Origin of the sequence: Gluconobacter wancherniae NBRC 103581 (assembly GCF_007988885.1) — a bacterium.
GTDB classification, from domain to species: Bacteria; Pseudomonadota; Alphaproteobacteria; order Acetobacterales; family Acetobacteraceae; genus Gluconobacter; species Gluconobacter wancherniae.
This window is the reverse complement of sequence record NZ_BJUZ01000003.1, coordinates 29,878-47,368: the sequence shown is the minus strand read 5'-3', so window position 1 is coordinate 47,368 and position 17,491 is coordinate 29,878. Positions and strand designations below refer to the sequence as shown.

Annotated in this window: 22 protein-coding genes; 12 read left to right on the top strand and 10 right to left on the bottom strand. The window is 57.4% G+C overall.

Annotation, left to right across the window (positions count from 1 at the left end; translation table 11 throughout):
- The first annotated feature begins 43 nt into the window (after positions 1 to 43).
- The 3 genes from GWA01_RS10960 to GWA01_RS10950 all read left to right on the top strand — a co-directional run bounded on the left by GWA01_RS10960 (position 44) and on the right by GWA01_RS10950 (position 3,020).
- On the top strand, positions 44 to 1,207 hold the full coding sequence (locus GWA01_RS10960; RefSeq protein WP_146797931.1) for an aminotransferase: 1,164 nt from the start codon (positions 44 to 46) through the stop codon (positions 1,205 to 1,207).
- 78 nt (positions 1,208 to 1,285) lie between these two features.
- Positions 1,286 to 2,749, top strand: a complete 1,464-nt coding sequence (tldD, locus tag GWA01_RS10955; protein ID WP_146797929.1) for a metalloprotease TldD — start codon at positions 1,286 to 1,288, stop codon at positions 2,747 to 2,749.
- Between the two features lie 58 nt (positions 2,750 to 2,807).
- The gene (locus GWA01_RS10950; protein ID WP_146797927.1) at positions 2,808 to 3,020 is read left to right on the top strand and encodes a hypothetical protein; all 213 of its coding nucleotides are present in this window, start codon (positions 2,808 to 2,810) and stop codon (positions 3,018 to 3,020) included.
- Between the two features lies 1 nt (position 3,021).
- On the opposite strand, the gene GWA01_RS10945 is transcribed toward GWA01_RS10950, so the two are convergent.
- The gene (locus tag GWA01_RS10945) at positions 3,022 to 3,327 is read right to left on the bottom strand and encodes a YggT family protein (RefSeq protein WP_146797924.1); all 306 of its coding nucleotides are present in this window, start codon (positions 3,325 to 3,327) and stop codon (positions 3,022 to 3,024) included.
- A gap of 493 nt (positions 3,328 to 3,820) precedes the next feature.
- Here GWA01_RS10945 and xylB point away from each other — a divergent pair, with 493 nt between their 5' ends.
- The 3 genes from xylB (at position 3,821) to GWA01_RS10930 (ending at position 6,344) form a co-directional block, all read left to right on the top strand.
- A complete protein-coding gene (gene xylB, locus GWA01_RS10940) occupies positions 3,821 to 5,281 on the top strand; it encodes a xylulokinase (protein WP_146797922.1) in 1,461 nt (486 codons plus the stop codon).
- Between the two features lie 68 nt (positions 5,282 to 5,349).
- Positions 5,350 to 5,928 carry a cupin domain-containing protein gene (locus GWA01_RS10935; RefSeq protein ID WP_229316077.1) on the top strand — a complete coding sequence of 193 codons (579 nt, stop codon included), beginning with the start codon at positions 5,350 to 5,352 and terminating at the stop codon, positions 5,926 to 5,928.
- Positions 5,925 to 6,344: a cupin domain-containing protein gene (locus GWA01_RS10930; protein ID WP_146797920.1), complete on the top strand. Its 420-nt coding sequence runs from the start codon at positions 5,925 to 5,927 to the stop codon at positions 6,342 to 6,344. The genes GWA01_RS10935 and GWA01_RS10930 overlap by 4 nt, the downstream gene beginning before the upstream one ends.
- A gap of 9 nt (positions 6,345 to 6,353) precedes the next feature.
- Here GWA01_RS10930 and GWA01_RS10925 read toward each other — a convergent pair whose 3' ends face one another.
- The 8 genes from GWA01_RS10925 to GWA01_RS10890 all read right to left on the bottom strand — a co-directional run bounded on the left by GWA01_RS10925 (position 6,354) and on the right by GWA01_RS10890 (position 12,968).
- Entirely contained in the window at positions 6,354 to 8,006 is a 1,653-nt protein-coding gene (locus GWA01_RS10925; protein ID WP_146797918.1) for an ArnT family glycosyltransferase, read from the bottom strand.
- Between the two features lie 84 nt (positions 8,007 to 8,090).
- A complete protein-coding gene (locus GWA01_RS10920; RefSeq protein WP_146797916.1) occupies positions 8,091 to 8,861 on the bottom strand; it encodes a glycosyltransferase family 2 protein in 771 nt (256 codons plus the stop codon).
- 3 nt (positions 8,862 to 8,864) lie between these two features.
- The gene (locus GWA01_RS10915) at positions 8,865 to 9,365 is read right to left on the bottom strand and encodes a F0F1 ATP synthase subunit B family protein (protein WP_146797913.1); all 501 of its coding nucleotides are present in this window, start codon (positions 9,363 to 9,365) and stop codon (positions 8,865 to 8,867) included.
- A gap of 11 nt (positions 9,366 to 9,376) precedes the next feature.
- Positions 9,377 to 9,937, bottom strand: a complete 561-nt coding sequence (locus tag GWA01_RS10910; protein ID WP_146797911.1) for a F0F1 ATP synthase subunit B family protein — start codon at positions 9,935 to 9,937, stop codon at positions 9,377 to 9,379.
- Positions 9,938 to 9,945: 8 nt separating this feature from the next.
- Positions 9,946 to 10,170: an ATP synthase subunit C family protein gene (locus GWA01_RS10905; RefSeq protein WP_146797909.1), complete on the bottom strand. Its 225-nt coding sequence runs from the start codon at positions 10,168 to 10,170 to the stop codon at positions 9,946 to 9,948.
- A 46-nt stretch (positions 10,171 to 10,216) separates the two neighbouring features.
- Positions 10,217 to 10,966, bottom strand: coding sequence for a F0F1 ATP synthase subunit A (locus tag GWA01_RS10900; protein ID WP_146797907.1), 750 nt, complete (start codon positions 10,964 to 10,966; stop codon positions 10,217 to 10,219).
- On the bottom strand, positions 10,944 to 11,309 hold the full coding sequence (locus GWA01_RS10895; protein ID WP_146797905.1) for an AtpZ/AtpI family protein: 366 nt from the start codon (positions 11,307 to 11,309) through the stop codon (positions 10,944 to 10,946). The genes GWA01_RS10900 and GWA01_RS10895 overlap by 23 nt, the downstream gene beginning before the upstream one ends.
- Positions 11,310 to 11,453: 144 nt before the next feature.
- Positions 11,454 to 12,968, bottom strand: a complete 1,515-nt coding sequence (locus tag GWA01_RS10890; RefSeq protein WP_146797903.1) for a TSCPD domain-containing protein — start codon at positions 12,966 to 12,968, stop codon at positions 11,454 to 11,456.
- Positions 12,969 to 13,166: 198 nt separating this feature from the next.
- Between GWA01_RS10890 and mlaD the strand changes: the two genes are divergently transcribed.
- The 6 genes from mlaD to GWA01_RS10860 are packed head-to-tail and all read left to right on the top strand — an operon-like array spanning position 13,167 to position 17,223.
- Complete coding sequence (gene mlaD, locus GWA01_RS10885) at positions 13,167 to 13,691, top strand: outer membrane lipid asymmetry maintenance protein MlaD (protein WP_146797901.1); 525 nt, start codon at positions 13,167 to 13,169, stop codon at positions 13,689 to 13,691.
- A complete protein-coding gene (locus GWA01_RS10880; RefSeq protein WP_146797899.1) occupies positions 13,688 to 13,909 on the top strand; it encodes a hypothetical protein in 222 nt (73 codons plus the stop codon). The genes mlaD and GWA01_RS10880 overlap by 4 nt, the downstream gene beginning before the upstream one ends.
- A complete protein-coding gene (locus GWA01_RS10875) occupies positions 13,906 to 14,610 on the top strand; it encodes a DUF2155 domain-containing protein (protein ID WP_146797897.1) in 705 nt (234 codons plus the stop codon). Before GWA01_RS10880 ends, GWA01_RS10875 begins: the two co-directional genes overlap by 4 nt.
- A gap of 50 nt (positions 14,611 to 14,660) precedes the next feature.
- Positions 14,661 to 15,383, top strand: a complete 723-nt coding sequence (gene otsB / locus GWA01_RS10870; RefSeq protein ID WP_146797894.1) for a trehalose-phosphatase — start codon at positions 14,661 to 14,663, stop codon at positions 15,381 to 15,383.
- Positions 15,371 to 16,708, top strand: a complete 1,338-nt coding sequence (locus tag GWA01_RS10865) for an alpha,alpha-trehalose-phosphate synthase (UDP-forming) (protein WP_146797892.1) — start codon at positions 15,371 to 15,373, stop codon at positions 16,706 to 16,708. The genes otsB and GWA01_RS10865 overlap by 13 nt, the downstream gene beginning before the upstream one ends.
- Positions 16,705 to 17,223: a disulfide bond formation protein B gene (locus tag GWA01_RS10860; RefSeq protein WP_146797890.1), complete on the top strand. Its 519-nt coding sequence runs from the start codon at positions 16,705 to 16,707 to the stop codon at positions 17,221 to 17,223. The genes GWA01_RS10865 and GWA01_RS10860 overlap by 4 nt, the downstream gene beginning before the upstream one ends.
- Before the next feature lie 3 nt (positions 17,224 to 17,226).
- Here the strand turns inward: GWA01_RS10860 and GWA01_RS10855 are convergent, their stop codons facing one another.
- Positions 17,227 to 17,403 (bottom strand): DUF1328 domain-containing protein, encoded by a 177-nt coding sequence (locus GWA01_RS10855; RefSeq protein ID WP_146797888.1) that lies wholly within the window; start codon positions 17,401 to 17,403, stop codon positions 17,227 to 17,229.
- Between the last annotated feature and the right edge of the window lie 88 nt (positions 17,404 to 17,491).

Genomic DNA, 17,491 nt, shown 5'->3' with positions numbered 1-17,491 from the left:
ATGGTGAGGGTAATCCCTCTGACCTGTTGAGTCGCTGCCAATCATGAAGTCTCCGAACCGTTACCTCTCTGAGCTGCCGACAACGATCTTCACGATCATGTCCCAGTTGGCTGTGAAGCATGATGCCGTTAATCTCGGGCAGGGCTTTCCGGATACGGAGGGGCCAGCGGAACTGATCGAAGTTGCGGCTGCAGCCTTGAAGGACAACCGTAACCAGTATGCGCCTCTGACTGGTCTGCCGGAGCTAAGGCAGGCTGTGGCGGCGTCCAATATGCGTTTTTACGGATTGGACATTGATCCTGCCACAGAGGTGGTTGTCACGTCTGGGGCCACGGAGGCGCTTGCCGCGTGTCTGATGGCAGTTATCGAGCCGGGCGATGAAGTGGTTTTGATCGAACCGCTGTATGACACTTACCTGCCTGCGCTGAAGCTTCTTGGAGCTACCGCGAAATGCGTACGATTGCAGCCGCCGCACTGGTCTTTGCCGGAAAATGAGCTGCGGGCTGCATTTGGGCCCAAAACCAAGGCTATCCTTCTTAATTCTCCCATGAACCCTGCTGGCAAGGTTTTCTCCGAGCAGGAACTGCATCTGATCGCGGATCTCGTGCGGGAACATGATGTCTATGCCATCTGTGATGAAGTTTACGAACATCTGACGTTTCACGTGAAACATGTTCCGCTCATGACGCTGCCTGGAATGCGCGAGCGCTGCATGCGTATCGGCAGCGCAGGGAAGAGCTTCTCTCTGACCGGCTGGAAGGTTGGATATGTGACGGCTCCTGCGGCTCTTGCCTCCGTGATTGCCAAAGCACATCAGGTGATGGTGTTTGCTACGGCGCCCAATCTTCAGCGCGCCGTGGCGCACGGGCTGAATATGGATGATACTTATTTCCAGCAGCTATCGGCAGATCTTGAGGGGCGTCGCGATCTGCTGAGGAATGGGCTGCATGATCTGGGGTTCAGTACACTTCCAGCAGATGGCAGTTACTTCATTGTGGCCGACATTTCGCGACATGCGGCCGGTCGCAATGATGTCGAGTTTGCACGGTGGCTCGTGGAGCATGCAGGTGTTGCGACAATTCCTGTCTCGGCGTTCTATGATCCGAACGGCCCTGAAGCGCCGCAAAATCTTATACGCTTTGCCTTCTGCAAACAGCCGCATGTTCTGGAAGAAGCTTTGAAGCGTATGCGTGCCGCCCTGACATAAACCGCGCTGCCCTCTCGTAATTATTCCTGGCCGCATTAGGTTAGGGGCACTCTTTCCTGCCGTCCCGGAGAATGAACCATGTCCGTAGCCGCTGATGCCGTGGGGGCGCTTGCCACCACTGATGCCCTGTTTTTCGAGCGTCCGGACACAGCCCTGACCCGCGAGGATGCCGAAGCTCTTGTCTCACGCGGGCTGGACGGTGTGGACGATGGGGAGCTTTTCCTGGAGTACCGGGAGAGTGAAGGCATCAGTCTTGATGACGGCACAATTCGTTCGGCCAGCTTCAATACGTCGTCCGGGTTTGGTCTTCGGGCCGTGCTCGGAACGGAAACCGCTTTCGCGCATTCAGATGAGATCAGCCGCGACGCACTCGGACGTGCCGTTGCAACAGTTGGGGCTGTGCGGCAGGGGCGCGGCTTTACGATGGCACCGGGCCCGCAGAAAACCAATCAACGCCTTTACGGAGATTCGCGCCCCCTTGAAGGGACGGAGTTCGTAAAGCGTGCGGCCGTTCTGGGCGAAATTGATGCCTATGCGCGCGGGCGTGATCCCCGTGTAGTGCAGGTCAGCGCGAGTATCAGCTCGGAGTGGCAGGCCGTGCAGATCATGCGTCGGGCGGATGCAGGCGGTCGCGTTGCAGATTTGCGCCCGCTCGTTCGGTTAAATGTTTCTATTGTCGTGGAAAAGGACGGGCGCCGTGAAAGTGGCAGCTCGGGTCAGGGCGGGCGCTATGAATTGCGACGCCTGCTGACCACCGAGAAATGGCAGGGCGCTGTTGATGAGGCCTTGCGTCAGGCGCTTGTCAATCTCGATGCGGCACCGGCTCCTGCGGGTGAAATGGATATTGTGCTTGGCTCTGGCTGGCCCGGTATTCTGCTCCATGAAGCAGTTGGTCATGGTCTTGAGGGTGATTTCAACCGCAAGGGAACATCCTCTTTTGCGGGAATGGTTGGCAAGCGCGTGGCATCGCCGGGCGTTACAGTGATAGATGACGGCACATTGGCAGAGCGTCGTGGTTCTCTGAGCATTGACGACGAAGGAACACCTACAGACCGGACAACGCTGATCGAGGACGGTATCCTGACCGGGTATCTGCAGGACCGCCTGAATGCGAGGCTGATGGGCGTCAATCCTACGGGTAATGGACGGCGCGAGTCCTACGCTCATGCGCCACTTCCCCGAATGACGAATACGCTGATGCTGGGTGGAGATGCGACCACAGAGGAGATGATCCGCTCCACCAAACGTGGTCTTTACGCCGTGAATTTTGGGGGTGGGCAGGTGGACATCACCTCCGGGAAATTCGTTTTTGCGGCTTCCGAAGCATATCTGATCGAAGATGGAAAAGTGACGACCCCGGTGCGTGGGGCGACACTTATCGGCAATGGTGCAGATGCCATGAATCGAATTTCGATGATTGGTTCTGATGTGGAGCTCGACCCCGGTATTGGGACCTGCGGTAAGGCCGGGCAGGGTGTGCCGGTAGGCGTTGGACAGCCAACGCTGAAGCTCGCCGGTCTTACGGTTGGGGGTACGGCCTAAAGAAGAGCATTTTTGGGCTGATTATGCGGAATATCAGGGGTTTTTCAGGAGAAGTGGATTGGGACATAACTACGCCAAACCCTTGACCGCCGAACTGCGCATGACGCGGGTTCTGGCGCGCCTGCCCGAAAACTGGAATATCAGCATTGAGCGGATACCGGGTGAGCCGTGGCGCGTGTCGATGCAGCCGCCTGGGCACGCGGGGTATTGTAGTGCGCCCCATGCTGAACTGGTTGACGCGCTCGAAGAGGCTTGGCGCGCCGTTCGATAAATCAGAAGCTGTTGTGTGAGGCCAGCATGAAGAAAATGCGTGTTACGGCAGGCCGCACCAGAAACTGGATAAGCAGCAGCACGATCATGGGTGTAAAATCCATGGCGCCAGTGTTGGGCATGATGTTGCGGATTGGTGTCATGACAGGTTCGACAATCCGCGCAAGCGTATTGAAGACTGAATAGAAAAACCTGTTACGAATATCCAGAACGCCAAAACCGAGCATCATCGACATCACGCAGTACGCCAGCAGAGCCCAGACAAAGGCCTGAATCAGCATCATGATGATCTGGTACAGGGCAAACACCACAGGAACCTCTTGGCAAAATAAGAGCGCAGAAAAAATGCGGCAGGGATTTCCCTGTTGTATCCGGCTGCGGGCTACACCACAACAGGCGCTACTTTCGCGAGCGTGATACAGCGGAGCAGATTTTAATAGCTGTGTGCCGGACGATTGCCTTTCATCGCATCGTATTTTCAATTTGTATCGGCTGAGCGTGAGGGGTGAAACGTGTGTATGGTGCCTGTTCTGGAAGAAACAGGGATCAGGAATGTTGGAGGTTTTGCGCGCTTTTCTGGAAATGATTAAGGCGCTTTATCAGTTGCTTCTCTATTTATACCGTCTGCTTTTGTCTCTGGGGACACATCCCTGAACAATTTTCCTTTGTGACCTTTTATGTCCTGATCAGACTGCAGTGTTTTTTACATCTGAATGCTTCTTATCAACGTAATGTGCGTTGGCCTGAGACGCGTACTGCGCGATCTGCACTTCATGGCACCTGCAGGGTATCGGAGCGATTATGTTCATCGGGATTGATGTAGGAACATCCGGCATAAAGGTTTTGCTGGTTGACGAGGCGCAGAAGGTTGTTGCGTCTCACACGGAGAAGCTGGTTGTGAGCCGCCCTCATGAGGGGTGGAGTGAGCAGAACCCTGAAGACTGGTGGACAGCAACGTGCAGCGCCATTGATGCGCTACATGCCAGCCATCCGCGGGAAGTTGGTGCAGTCAGGGGCATTGGTCTGTCCGGCCAGCAGCATGGTGCGGTGCTGATGGGGCGTAACAACGAGGTCCTGCGGCCGTGCATGCTCTGGAATGACACCAGGGCGGAGACAGAATGTACGGTCTTTGAACGTCGCTTTCCACAGAGTCGACAGATCACAGGCAACATTGCAATGCCTGGTTTCACGGCCCCAAAGGTCCTGTGGGTGGCGCGGCATGAGGCTGATATTTTCAGTCAGGTGCGTCATGTACTTTTGCCGAAAGCATGGCTTCGCTTTCGCATGACAGGCGACATGATCGAAGACATGTCCGACGCTTCGGGGACGTTGTGGCTTGATACCGGAAAACGCATGTGGTCCGACGCAGCGCTCGAATGCTGTGGGCTGCGCCTTCAGCATATGCCTGAATTGTGTGAAGGCACAGCCGTCGCAGGGCGTCTTAACGCAGATCTCGCGCAGCGATGGGGAATGGCTGAACGTCCCGTATTTGCCGGAAGTGCTGGAGATAACGCGGCGGGAGCAGTAGGACTTGGTGCCGTTCGGGCCAACGATGCATTTATTTCGCTTGGTACGTCCGGGGTGGTCTGGATGACAACCGATTCCTATTATCCTGGTGGAAATGCGGCGATCCATTCCTTTTGCCATGCTGTTCCGGCTACTTGGCATCAGATGGGTGTCACGCTGTCTGCGGCTGCGTCTTTGGCATGGTGGTCGGGTATTGCAGGAAAGAGCGAGGCGCAGCTTCTTGCCGAGTTGCCTGAAGCACCTCAGGCGCCATCGCCGGTTATGTTTGCACCTTATCTCTCGGGTGAACGCACGCCACATAATGATGGTACGATCAGGGGGGGCTTTATTGGGCTTTCACAGAGCACCACCCGTGCACAGATGACGCAGGCCGTGTTGGAAGGTGTCGCGTTTTCATTCCGGGATGCAGTCGAGGGATTGGCAGCATCGGGGCTGTCGTTTCAGGAGGCAGATGTGATCGGTGGTGGATCACAAAGTGCATTGTGGACATCCATCATAGCATCGATTTTGGACGTAAAACTTCATCGACTAGCGCATGGTGAACAGGGGGGGGCGTTTGGTGCTGCGCGTCTGGCGCGTATCGCTGTTACGAATGAATCCGTTCAGGATGTTTGCACGCCACCAGAGCGCGTTGCATCGATTGAGCCGGATAGTACGCTCAATGGTGCATATCGTCAGGCATATCTGAGATATCGGGAAATATATCCAGCGCTCAGATCAATCCGCACGGCCTAATATCGTTCGCGGTTTTGCCAATGGGCAGGAACATGTCATCCTGATTTCAAAATAATCAGGAGGGCAGTGTGCGCTTCGTCGCTATTGGAATGCTTGTCTGTGCATTGAACATTACCGCCGCGTATGCGCGCGGTACACAGGATAATGCACAGGAATGGATCGCGCGTTTTGACATGCGCCCAGTGCCGGTTGAGGGAGGATGGTTTGCGCAGGTACTGCGAACACCAGAGACCATTCCCGGCTCTGCCCTGCCATCACGATATGCGGGTGTTGCGCATCCTGCTTCTACCGCGATCCTCTACGTTGAAACCCGAAAAGGCTTTTCTGCGCTGCATCGGTTGAAAACCGACGAGGTCTGGCATTTTTACGGCGGAGATCCCATCCGGTTATTGCTTTTGTATCCCGATGGGCATGGGAAGACTGTTCTTCTCGATCGTCATCATCCCTTTTTCGTGGCGCCTGAAGGTGTATGGCAGGGGTCTGCCCCTGTTGGTTCTGAGGGATGGTCTGTTGCGGGCACTACCATGGCACCTGGATTTATCGACAGTGATTTCGAGATTGGGGATCGTGCGAGCTTGAGCCGCAGCTATCCTGCATTCCGCTCGCAAATATCTGCACTGACGCGCACGGAGGCTTTTAAGCCATGAGAGCATTATTCGTCTCGATAGTAGCCTTGTCCGCTCCGGCATTGGCCCATGCACAGCATCTTGATGCTTCGAAAGTGAGCGTCATTCACCCCAAGAGCGGTGTTGATATGCAGGAATTGCTTGGACAGGGTGCCGCTCTTAATTCTGCAAGGCAGAGTATTGCACGGTTTTCCATTGCGCCGGGCACCGAATATCCTGAGAGCTATAACCGGGCATCTGAGGAGATTTTTATTGTAATCGCCGGAAGAGGTACGGTTTGGCTAGATGGTAAGGCGCAGAGTTTAAACACAGGTGATCTTGTGAAAATTGCGCCAGGTGTCCGTCATAAAGTCAGGGCGGATGCGAATGTTGCACTCAGCTTTTATGCAATATCGGCGCCACCTTTTCGACCTGATGATTATGTTCAAACCCACTGACGCGGCACTTTAGCGCGGGGCAAAAAGTCCAAGATCAAGGTGGTGTCCATTGGAATAGTTGATTCCACTCACCCGACCATACTCTAGAACATCCATTCCGTTTTTCTGTAACTCCGCACGGAATTTTGGTTCGTCTTTCCGGTCCACAAGCGCGAGATCGCAGCGAGGATTTTTTTTCAGGTAACGCGCAGCCTCTACCGGGCCGATCAGCTGGGTATGCTGCCCTGCAAGAAAAACGAGACTTGGTTCAGAATATGATGTCGAGATCAGCACACTGTCAGCGCAGGGCTTGGATTCTTCGAATAATGCAGCCGCGCGTGGGGCAAGGCGAATGGTCTGGAGGTTCGGAATGACAGCTAGAAACAAGCCCGCCTGAGCGATGATCGCAGCACCCATTGCACAGAATGCAGCCTGCCGACGCTGGTGCTGAAACAGCAACACAGCGGCACCTGCCATGAGAGGCAAGGAGCCGAACATGGCAATGGCTTCCCGGACGGAGATCATGTGTTCCATCTTGTAGAGAAGCACAGTTCCAGCAACGCAGAACGCAATCCCTATGCCCGCCCAAACGGCTCCGTAAGCTCCCAGCAAGATACGTCCAAGGCGCTTGGGTCTGACTTCCGGCCAATTAATCAATGCTGCCGCGGTTAGCACAGCGATAGCCGGATAGGTGGGCAGAACATAGTGTGGAAGTTTGGTGGCGATCAGTTCAAAGACCAGCCAGTGTGGAAGAATCCAGCACAGAAGAAAGCGCACCTCGGGAAGCGAGCGCCTTGCCCAGATAGCAGGGATCGCCAGCGCGGCAAAAATGGAGCCGGGCCAGAAAGCCAACGCAAAAACCAGTAGATGAAAGCCTGGTGGAAGGCCATGGGCCTGTTGACCGTGCGCGACCTTGCCCAGAAAATTGTTACCAACGGCACGCGAAAAGAAATCTCCCCCGCTGATAACATCGATTGCTACACACCACGGCACAACAACAGCCAGCATCAACAGCCACCCCCAGGATGGGCGAAGGCGTGACCACCAGCGTTTGTCGCGCTCTATCAGCCATAGGGCAAGCGGGGTGCCAAAGCCTGGGATCAGTACGACAGGCCCTTTGAGCATCAGGCCGACACCAAGAGAGAGCCAAAAGAAAACTGCGGTGCGAAGCAGGGTAGGACGATTTTTCTGGCGATCCAAAAACGCGCGAAGCAGGGTCGCTTCGACGCACAGGATGTCTAGCAGGAGGACCGTATCGATGGTCGCCATATGGCTTTCGGCGACGAAGAGTGTCGATACCATCAGCAATGCTGCGGCCATGAGGCCTGTGACCGCTCCGAAAAGGGACGCGCCAACCCATGCAGTGAGCGGAATGATCAGACTGGCAGCGAGCAGGCTTGGGATTCGGTAAGGCCATGTTTTACGCAGAATTTCGGGGCCAAATGCTACTTCGGCAATGCGTGCCGATCCTGCTTCAAGCCAGTAAATTCCAGCAGGCTGAAGATAGCGTGGCTTGTCCTGAAAGCGGACGTCAATGAGGTTTCCCGATGTCAGCATCTGTTCGGATGCTTCCATGTAACGAGGTTCGTCCCGGTCCAGTGGCGGTAACGTCATTCGGCCTGGCAAAGCAAGCAGGAACGTCAGCAGCCCGAGCAGGGCATAATGCCGGAGGGTCAGGGTCATGAGGGAACTCCGTTACCGTCCATCGGGTAGTCCTACTACGGCCAGCCTCAAAGGAAGGCAGGTGTGCCGCACAGGGCTACGGGATCAGCGTTCGGTGAGATGGTCGGGCAGGTGGGTGCGGTTTTGCAACCACATGACACCCAGCATATCGCGGATGCCAACGAGGGCCCGATTCAGATTGGTGTATTTGGATGTACCATGAAGGCGCGCGCGATGCTTGACTTCAATGCAGATCAGTGGGGCGCCGTAGTGACCGAGTAAGGCAGGCAGGAAGCGATGGACGCCCTCAAACTGCGGCATTCTCAGGAACAGGTCTCTCGAGAAAAGCTTGAGCGGCGCGCCGGTATCGGGGCAGCCGTCATTCAACAATCGACGTCTCAAACCATTCGCGAGGCGTGTTGCTAGGCGCCGTGAGAGACGATCATTGCGTTTGCGACGGACACCGACAACTAGCGGGGGCGCACCATTCGAGGCGCGGGCGCGCTCAAGCATTGAGACGATTGCGACAGGATCATCCTGACCGTCTCCGTCAATCGTCGCGACCCATTTGCCGCGTGCTGCTGTTACACCGGTGCGGAGGGCAGCTGACTTGCCGAGGCGCTTTGGATGGCTGATGATTCTGAGCGAAGGAACAAAGCGATGGCGGGCTTCAAGAAGGCGCTCGACTGTTTCATCAGTACTACCATCGTCGATGGCAAGAATTTCGGTAGCCGGAAGCTGCGACAATGTTTCTGAAATTTCCTGACAGACAGGAAGAATATTGTCGGCTTCATTCAACACTGCCATGACGATGGACAGCACAGGCGGTTCGACGCTGCTGCTACCCTTGTCATGGCGAGGGCTGAAGTTAGTCATAGCTCAGGCTGCGGAGCGACGAAGAGCAGCCGGGAGAGCATCGATGCTCTCATTGATAAGCTTTGAAGCTGCCTGCGAGTCCTGAGACAGGTGGGCGGCAACAACATCACGGGCAGCAGAAACGGCGATTGCGGCAGCACGCTCCTGAACTTCGCGGATTGCCGCACGCTCGGCAGCCTGGATACGGTCGCGGGCCATCTGCTCGTAACGGGTTGCTGCGGCTTCTGCTTCGCGGCGTGCACGCTCTGCGAGAGCTGCGGCTTCTGCTTCGGAACGAGCGAGCATGGCCTGGGTCTCGGCCAGGGTGCTTTCGCGTTCGCGGGTTGCATCTTCCAGCATCTGCTCGGCTTCACGGCGAAGGCGGGCAGCCTCGTCCAGGTCGCTGCGAACGCTGGAAGCGCGGGCGTCAAGATGGCTTGCGATGACTGTCCAGAGCTTCTTTCCGAAGATCACGAAGAACAGAACAAAGGCAAGTGCCGTCCAGAAACGGGGTTCGTGGAACATCGTCGTCTCCTTCAGGCGCTTGCGCGTTCGACGGCGCTGGCAACAGCCTGCGTGTCGTGGGTGCCGATCAGACGCTCGACCAGAGACTGTGCAGTTCCGGTGGCGATCTCGGGCAGGCCGGACAATGCGCGCTCACGGGAAGCTGCAATGCTGTTTTCGGCGTTTGCGATCTCGGTTTCGAGGCGCGCGTTCGTGGCTGCGGCATAGGCCTCAGCTGCATTGCGGGCTTCGTCCTGGATACGCTGCACGTTGGCCCGTGCGTGCATGGCTGCTTCGTGGCGTGTGCTGAGCAGTTCTGCGCTGGCGCGGTCGGCGTCAGCTTTTGCACGGCGGGCAATATCGAGGTCGTTCTGGATGCGCGTGCGGCGATTTTCCAGAACCCGTTCGATCCGCGGCAGGGCGGAGCGGCTGAGGACCATGTAGAAGCCGGCAAAGATGACGGCTCCCCAGGCTACCTGTCCGAGCAGCAGCGGATCGTGGACGTTCAGCTGTGGCATGCCCGCAGCCACGGCACGGCCCGGCACGGCCGCGAGCGGAGCGGCGAACAGGAAGAGGCGTGGCATACGGTGCATGTTCGACCTCAGGCGAACAGGATCAGGAAGGCGATCAGCAGCGCGAACAGAGCCACGGCTTCCGTCAGCGCGAAGCCGAGCATGCCGAGGCCGAAGACGTGCGGGCGGGAAGCCGGGTTGCGAGCGATGGAGCTCACAAGCGTCGAAAAGATGTTGCCGAGGCCAATGCCCACGCCTGCGAGGGCGATAACAGCGATACCGGCGCCGATTTCACGAGCGGCTTGAACGTCCATGGTCAGGTTCCTTTAGGGTCGATACAGGGTTTGTGTGAAGCCGCGCTCAGTGCGCAACGGCCTCACGCAGATAGATGCAGGTGAGGATGGCGAATACGTATGCCTGAAGCACACCCACCAGCAATTCGAGGGCCGTCAGCGCAACATTGATCGCGATCGGAGCGACAGCCAGAACGTGGCCGAATGCGCCCAGACCGGCGAGCATGATTGTGAAGCCGGCAAACACTTCCAGCAGCACGTGACCCGCCACCATATTGGCGAACAGACGGATCGAGAGGCTGACAGGACGGGAGAGGAAAGAAAGGATCTCGATGGGAATCAGCAGCGGTGCCAGCCAGATCGGGGCGCCTGCCGGCATGAAGTGCTTGAAAAAGCCAAGACCCTGAATACGGAGCGATGCAAGAATCGCAATCACGAACACGGACATTGCCAGCGCGAATGTTACCGCGATGTGGCTCGTGTAAGTGAAGGAGAAAGGCAGGAGGCCTAGATAGTTACCGGCGAGCACGAAGAAGAAGATGGCGAATACGAATGGGAAGAATGCCGTCCCTTCCTTGCCCATCGTGCCAATGGCCAGATCGTGTACGAAATCGTAACCGATCTCGGCTGCAGCCTGCAGGCGACCGGGCACAACTGCTGCCGGACGCATGCCGATGAACAGGAATGCCAGAACCAGGACTACTGCAATCAGCATGAACAGCGGGGATTGCGAGAAGCGCAGGGCTTCTCCCAGCGATCCAAGAACCGGATGGAGCTCGAACTGTCCGAGCGCGTCAATCGTCGATCCGGCTGCCACGCTGGCTTCTCCCGTCACCTTTTGGTCCAGACCCCATGTCTGACCCGTTTACAATACGCCAGACATTCATCATGCCGGCGGCAAAACCCAACAGGGCAAAGATTACAAGGAATAATGCCCTGTAACCAAGCCAGCGGTCCAGACCGTAGCCAACCGCCACGCCAACCGCGAGACCCGCGACCATATCGGTGCCGATGCGGAGTGCGAGGCCAAGAAGCGAAGATGTATCGCTCTCGGTCTCAACTGCATCTGCTGCCATGTCACTCCGGGGATCAAGCTTTGCCCGTGCCTTTTTCAGGCGGCGTTCGAAGCTTTCTTCATCTCCGGAAGGGGCATGTCCCATGCTGATCTGATCCCTTACCCTGTGCGCCTTGAAGCAACCGGTCATAGAACAGGTCTTTTCTCAGCGCAGGCGCTAGCTACCGGCGTGTCTTCGGACTGTCAATGTATTCCAGCGGTAACAGCGCGTTCAGGTGTATTTTTCGTCCTAACTGACCAGTTTCAGACGCCGCCCACGGGGGCGTTCGTCCGATGTGTTCGTGAAGGGCAGCATCGGCGAAGGGTCCTCCGCGTTGGGTTCGATAGGAGGGGCATCGGGCATGTGTGTGCCGAGATAGGCATCCGATAATGCGCGGAAGGCATAATCCAGCATTGATGTGGCGTAAGCAGCCACGGGGTCGCCTTCTACGGTACCTCCTGGCCCGAAACGGGTATAAGCGAATCGTTCTACAAATGCCTCGAGCGGGGCGCCGAACTGCAGTCCGATGCTGACGGCCTGACTCAGGCAATCCATCAGTCCGCGCGCCATCGGGCTCTCACGGGCAGGGGTGATGCTGAGCTCTCCGAGGGAACCGTCTTCGAATTCGCTCGTGCGCATGAAAATATGATGACCACCAATGGCGGCGCGTTGCGTGAAGCCCGTCTGGCGCATTGGAAGCGGGCGTCTCACGCCACGCTCGAGCCGCGCACGCAGATTCTCCATTTCGGGTTCGGGCAGGGCTGGCAGGTAATCCACGGCACCTGCAAGCGCCTGATGCATGGCTGTATGCGCATGTACCCCCGCCAACGGCAGCGGTGCTGTCCCACCCAGTGCCATAGCGAGAGCGGCTTCAGGAGTCAGGCCCCGGTGCGCGAGCCGTGCCAGAGTGGATTCGCGCAGCTGCCCACCCTCGGTAAGGGGGGAGAACACCGGCGCAAGGCCGCAGGCTTCTGCGCCGAGAAGGGCATCGACTGGCCCGGGGGTGGAAAAGCCTGTTTCGATCGGTGCCAGCCGCTGGTTTTCGGCAGATGCCATTACGGATGCGGCCAGTGCGCGCAGACCGGGGAGCGGAGTGTTGGGAATCGATGGTGCAGCCCGTCCTGTTCCTGCTCGCGCCACGGTTGTTGCGAGGGCGGAAATTGCCTTTGCAGCATTTCGGCCGTCATCGCTGTCATAGTCGTAGCCCTGTGCCGCGAGGCAGGCGTCCAGATCTGTCAGCAGGATGATGCCTGCGGAGTCGAGGGTCTGCTCTGTTGGGATATCGAACAGGGGAAGCTCCCCTGTGCGTTCGGCGGAGGTCTCAGCGGCGAGGCGGCGCAGCGAATCGCATGCCAGCTGCATGCAGGCCACGAAATGCTCCGGCGAGAAGCCACCATCCTGCACGAAGCCGGAAAGCCGCAGGACAAAGCCGGGCGCGTCGTCTGGCTGGCGCTGCCATAACGCGACGTTAGGAGCGAGCTGACGCATGAGCAGGAGGCAGGACAGGCTGCGACCCGGAGAAGGAGCGTCTGCGGGCGTCCCTGGCAGGGCGGGACTTGCGTCTATCGTGTCGACCCAGCGGCCTGCTTCTGAAGACAGGCGTATAGGGCCGCCAGTGGTCGGGGTAATCTGGGCCAGTGCCTGTGCGGCGTCATCCTCCCATGCAGCAGGAAGGGTGACGGAGCGCATGGCGCTGTCATCCGGATCGATATTGACCCGAAGCGTCCGCATGCGAACGCCGGTCCAGTGAAGACGAGCTGTCATGAATAGGAGTTTAAGCCTCCGCTCCCTGCGCCTGTAAGGTGGAAAAGAGCCTCGAAAACCCGGTTAATGGGTGGGAACATGGGGATATGGGGGATAACATTCACAAGGCGTTCCCAAGGGGCGGAAACAGACAACGGATTGGACGTCCGTCGTGGAGTCGGCTAGTGCTGGCGACATGATTTCACTGAAGGGACCGGCATGACCGCAGTTGCAGGAACAGCCCGCGCAAACGCCCGGCATGACCGGCTTGAACTGCTCGCAGGACTGGTGGTGCTTCTGGCTCTTGCCGGACTGCTTGTCGCGGCCATGATTGGCAGGCACCAGCAGGGCAATGACGGCTATCCCGTTCTGGCCTCGTTCAGTCAGATCGATGGTCTGAACGTGGGTTCCGATGTTCGTCTGGCGGGGATTACGGTCGGGCATGTCACTGCTGAACGTGTCGATCCTAAGACCTTTCAGGCGCAGGTAACCTTTTCTCTGGACCCGAAGGTGAAGCTGCCGACGGATTCTGCTGCGATCATCACGTCTGACAGTCTGCTTGGTGGAAAGTATATTGCCCTTTCTCCTGGTGGTGCGGACAGCCTGATCAAGCCGGGTGGCACAATGACCGAGACGCAGGGCTCCATCAGTCTGGAACAGCTTCTCAGCAAATTCATCTTTTCGGTCACGGATTCGCTTCAGAAGAGTAAGAAGACGTCTGGTGGAGTTTCTGACCAGCCGTGAAGGACGCTTCCTTTCCATGGGTGGATCGTGCAGGCGAGCCTGTGGCCTGTGCGGAGAAGGTCAAGGTCCTGCGGGAGAATGATGCGGAACTGCGTCAGGCTCTTCAGGATGCGTTTGAAGACGGAGTTCTGATGGGTGTCACGCCAGCCTCCATGCGGGCAACATTCGAGGACATGCTATCCTCTCTGATTGATCCTACGCAGGAAGGACGCTCATGATCCGTACTGTTTACAGGGGCATGCTTGCAGGGCTGTTTGTTGCGATGCCCGTTGGGGCATTTGCGGCTACAGCTGTTACGCCACCTGCCATGTATCCGGCGGCGACCTGGCAGGGGCGTACGCAGGCTGTCATCCGGATTCTGGACAGACTGGATTCGCATGTTGAGACGCTGACGGTTCCTGTAGGAGGAACCGGAGCTTATCGTTCGCTCTCTGTGGCAGTTCAATCCTGCGTGAGCCGCCCCGCGACATTGCCTGCCGATTCTGCTGTGCAGGTTCATCTTTCGGATACCGTCGACAAGACAAGCAAGCCTTTCGATGGCTGGCTACTGGCTGCCGAACCGTCTCTCAATACGTATGGCAGTCCGCTTTATGATGTGCGGGTTGTCTCATGTGGCGGTGATATGGTTGCGCCACAGGCTGGCCCTGTTCCGGTGCCTGTCACGCCTCAACTGGCGCAGACCGATGCGCCGGAAGAGGAAGGTGGCGATCAGATTGGTCCTGCACAGCCGCAGCCCTATTCGCCGCAGGGTGGCGGTCCCGTCCCCCTTGCGCCGCAATCCAGTGCGCCTATTCCACTTGCGCCCATGAACGGTGCACCGCAATCCCTTGTTCCCGCGGCCCCTGTTGCGCCGTCGGGCGCTGCTCCGTCTGCCCAGCAGCCGTTACCTCCCCCGGAACCTGACCCCGGTCTCGAATAAAATTCGAGAGGGGCATGAAAATGACACGTTTGGTGCAAAGGCTGTCACATATGACTGAACTGCCCTTCTCCCCCTCCCGGATGGCTCTCCTGCTGGATTTCGACGGAACGCTCGTCGATATCGCCCCGACTCCTGACAGCGTTGTGGTTCCCGCTGGTCTGGTCGATGATCTTCTTTGTCTGAAAAAAAGACTGGGGGGCGCATTGGCGATCATTACCGGTCGTCCGATTGCTCAGATTGATCACTTCCTGCCCGGTATTCCTCATGCAGTGGCGGGTGAACATGGTGTAGCGCTGCGTCGTGCACCTGATGTTGCGGCCGTGCATGCATCGTTACCGGAAATACATGCTGCATGGCTTGAGGAAGCCGATGAGACTGCCGCGCGTTACCCTGGTGTTCACGTCGAGCGCAAACGCGCCGGGCTGGTGCTTCACTATAGAGGCGCCCCCGGTGCAGAGCAGGCTTTGCGGGAAATGACATCCCGGTGGGGTGTTGAGCGGTATGGATTTGGAGTTCAGGAGGCCAAGATGGCCTTGGAACTTCGTCCGGACGGTGTGGACAAGGGGCAGGCCGTTCGGCGTGTCATGGAAGAAATGCCGTTTCGGGGAAGGCTGCCGGTTTTTGTCGGGGATGATGTAACGGATATGGACGGGGTTCTGGCTGCGCGTGAGCTTGGCGGTGCTGGCTGGCTGATTCCGGATGATTTCCCCGATGCCGCTTCTTTTCGGGAATGGCTGCACAAGCTCGCGGAAGATAAACGATGGAACGTCTGATTGTAGTTTCCAACCGTACTCCCGCGCAGGGAGAACGAACCCAGCCAGCGGGAGGCTTGACTGTCGGCCTGCATGAGGTGGTTCAAACGCGGGAAAGCCTGTGGTTCGGCTGGTCGGGAAACCAGGCGGAGGATGCGGATGCCAAGCCTGTACAGGTAGAATCGGGTGAGACGGTCAGCTATGCGACTTTTGATCTGACGCCTGAGCAGTATGAGCGTTTTTACCTGAATTTTTCCAACGGTGTGCTCTGGCCCCTGTGTCATTACAGGACGGATTTGATTCGATACTGGCGTGCGGACGCTGAAGCTTATTACGCGGTTAATGAGCGTTTTGCGGACCGTTTGCTGCCCTATTTGCGGTCAGATGATACGATCTGGATTCATGACTATCATCTCTTTCCAATGGGGAAGCGGCTCCGTAGTCGTGGCGTGAAAGGTCGGATTGGCTTTTTCCTGCACATTCCGTTTCCGCCATGGAGTGTGGCGCGTGTTCTGCCGGGGGTGGACAGGCTTCTGGAGAGCATGACGGCCTATGACCGGATTGGCGTGCAGACCCATGAGGATGCCGAAAACCTGCGAGGTTGTTTTGCTGCCTGTGGATTAGAAGCGGTGGTTGAGGCCTGTCCGATTGGAATTGAGCCTGAATCCTTCCGGCAGACGGCGATTAGTAGTGCCGCATCTGATGAGGTTCGCAAAACGCTACGCTCCTTTGACGGCCACCGCTTTATCATTGGCGTGGATCGTCTTGATTACTCCAAGGGTATTCCCGAGCGTTTGCGTGGTTTTGCAAGGTTGCTGGAACGGTATCCGCAATACTGTGAGCAGGTTACTTTTCTTCAGGTTACGCCTGTGTCGCGTGCGGGTGTTGAGAGTTACCGTGCGTTGAAGCAGCAGATTGACGAACTGGTTGGTTCCATCAATGGGGCTCACGGAACGGCTGCGTGGACGCCTGTACGATACACGACGCATGGGCTGGCGCGTGAGGATCTGGCGGGTCTGTATCGTCATGCTGATATCGGGCTTGTTACGCCCCGCCGTGACGGCATGAACCTCGTTGCGAAAGAATTTATCGCGGCGCAGGACGAAAACGACCCTGGCGTCCTGATTCTCTCGCGGCTTGCGGGTGCTGCGCCTGACCTCGTGAAGGCGTTACAGGTCAATCCGTTGGATACGGATGGTATTGCGGACGCTCTTCATACGGGCCTCAGCATGGACCGGAAGGCCCGTCATGAGGCATGGTCAGTCATGTATGGTGAGGTGACCCGCAACACGGCGGGGAGCTGGGCCAAGCAGTTTCTTGATAGTCTGGAGATGGCCACGACATGATTGCGAGCAGAACGAGACAGTCCACGAGGACCAGATTGCTCGGTGGACTTTTCGTTTTGGCTGGGCTGCTTGCAATCGGAGTGGCTTGGTATGCGCAGAACAGATTGCTGCTGGCGCCCTGTGAATTATGCCTTTGGGAAAGGCGTCCGTGGCGATACCTGATTGCTCTGGGTGTGCTCACGTTTGCCCTGCCGCCTCGCTATGCACGTTGGCCGCTGGCTGCTGGGCTTGCGTGCATTGGAGTAAGTATTGGGTTGGCCATTCTTCATGCGGGTGTCGAGCATGGCTTTTGGCCAAGCCCGGCGCCTGAATGTCGGGCGCCTGCGTTCCATGGAGGAGGTTTCAAGGACTGGATGGCAAGTATGCCAGCGCGTCCAAACAAACCCTGTGATTCGCCAGATTATCTCTACGGTCTTCCCATCTCGATGACGGAGACGGGTGGGCTTTATGCTTTGGTCGTGTTTGTTGTCGCTGCGGCGGGAAGCGTGAAGGTTTTCCGTTCCCGCCGGGCCTGAACGTTACAGTCGGGGGCCGCGACCACGACCGAAGACAAAGCTTACGATCAGCAGGATCAGGAAGATGAAGAACAGGATCTTGCCTATATAGGCAAAGTCAGCCGAAATTCCTCCGAAACCCAGCACGCCGGCGCACAGGGCGAGGATAAGGAATACGATCGTCCAGCGTAGGAGGTCCATGATGTCGATCTTCCGAAAAAAGCCTTTTCCACGTTGGAGAAGGCACAGGAGCGAAATGAAACGGCGCTGATCAGGCCGGGTTCATTTT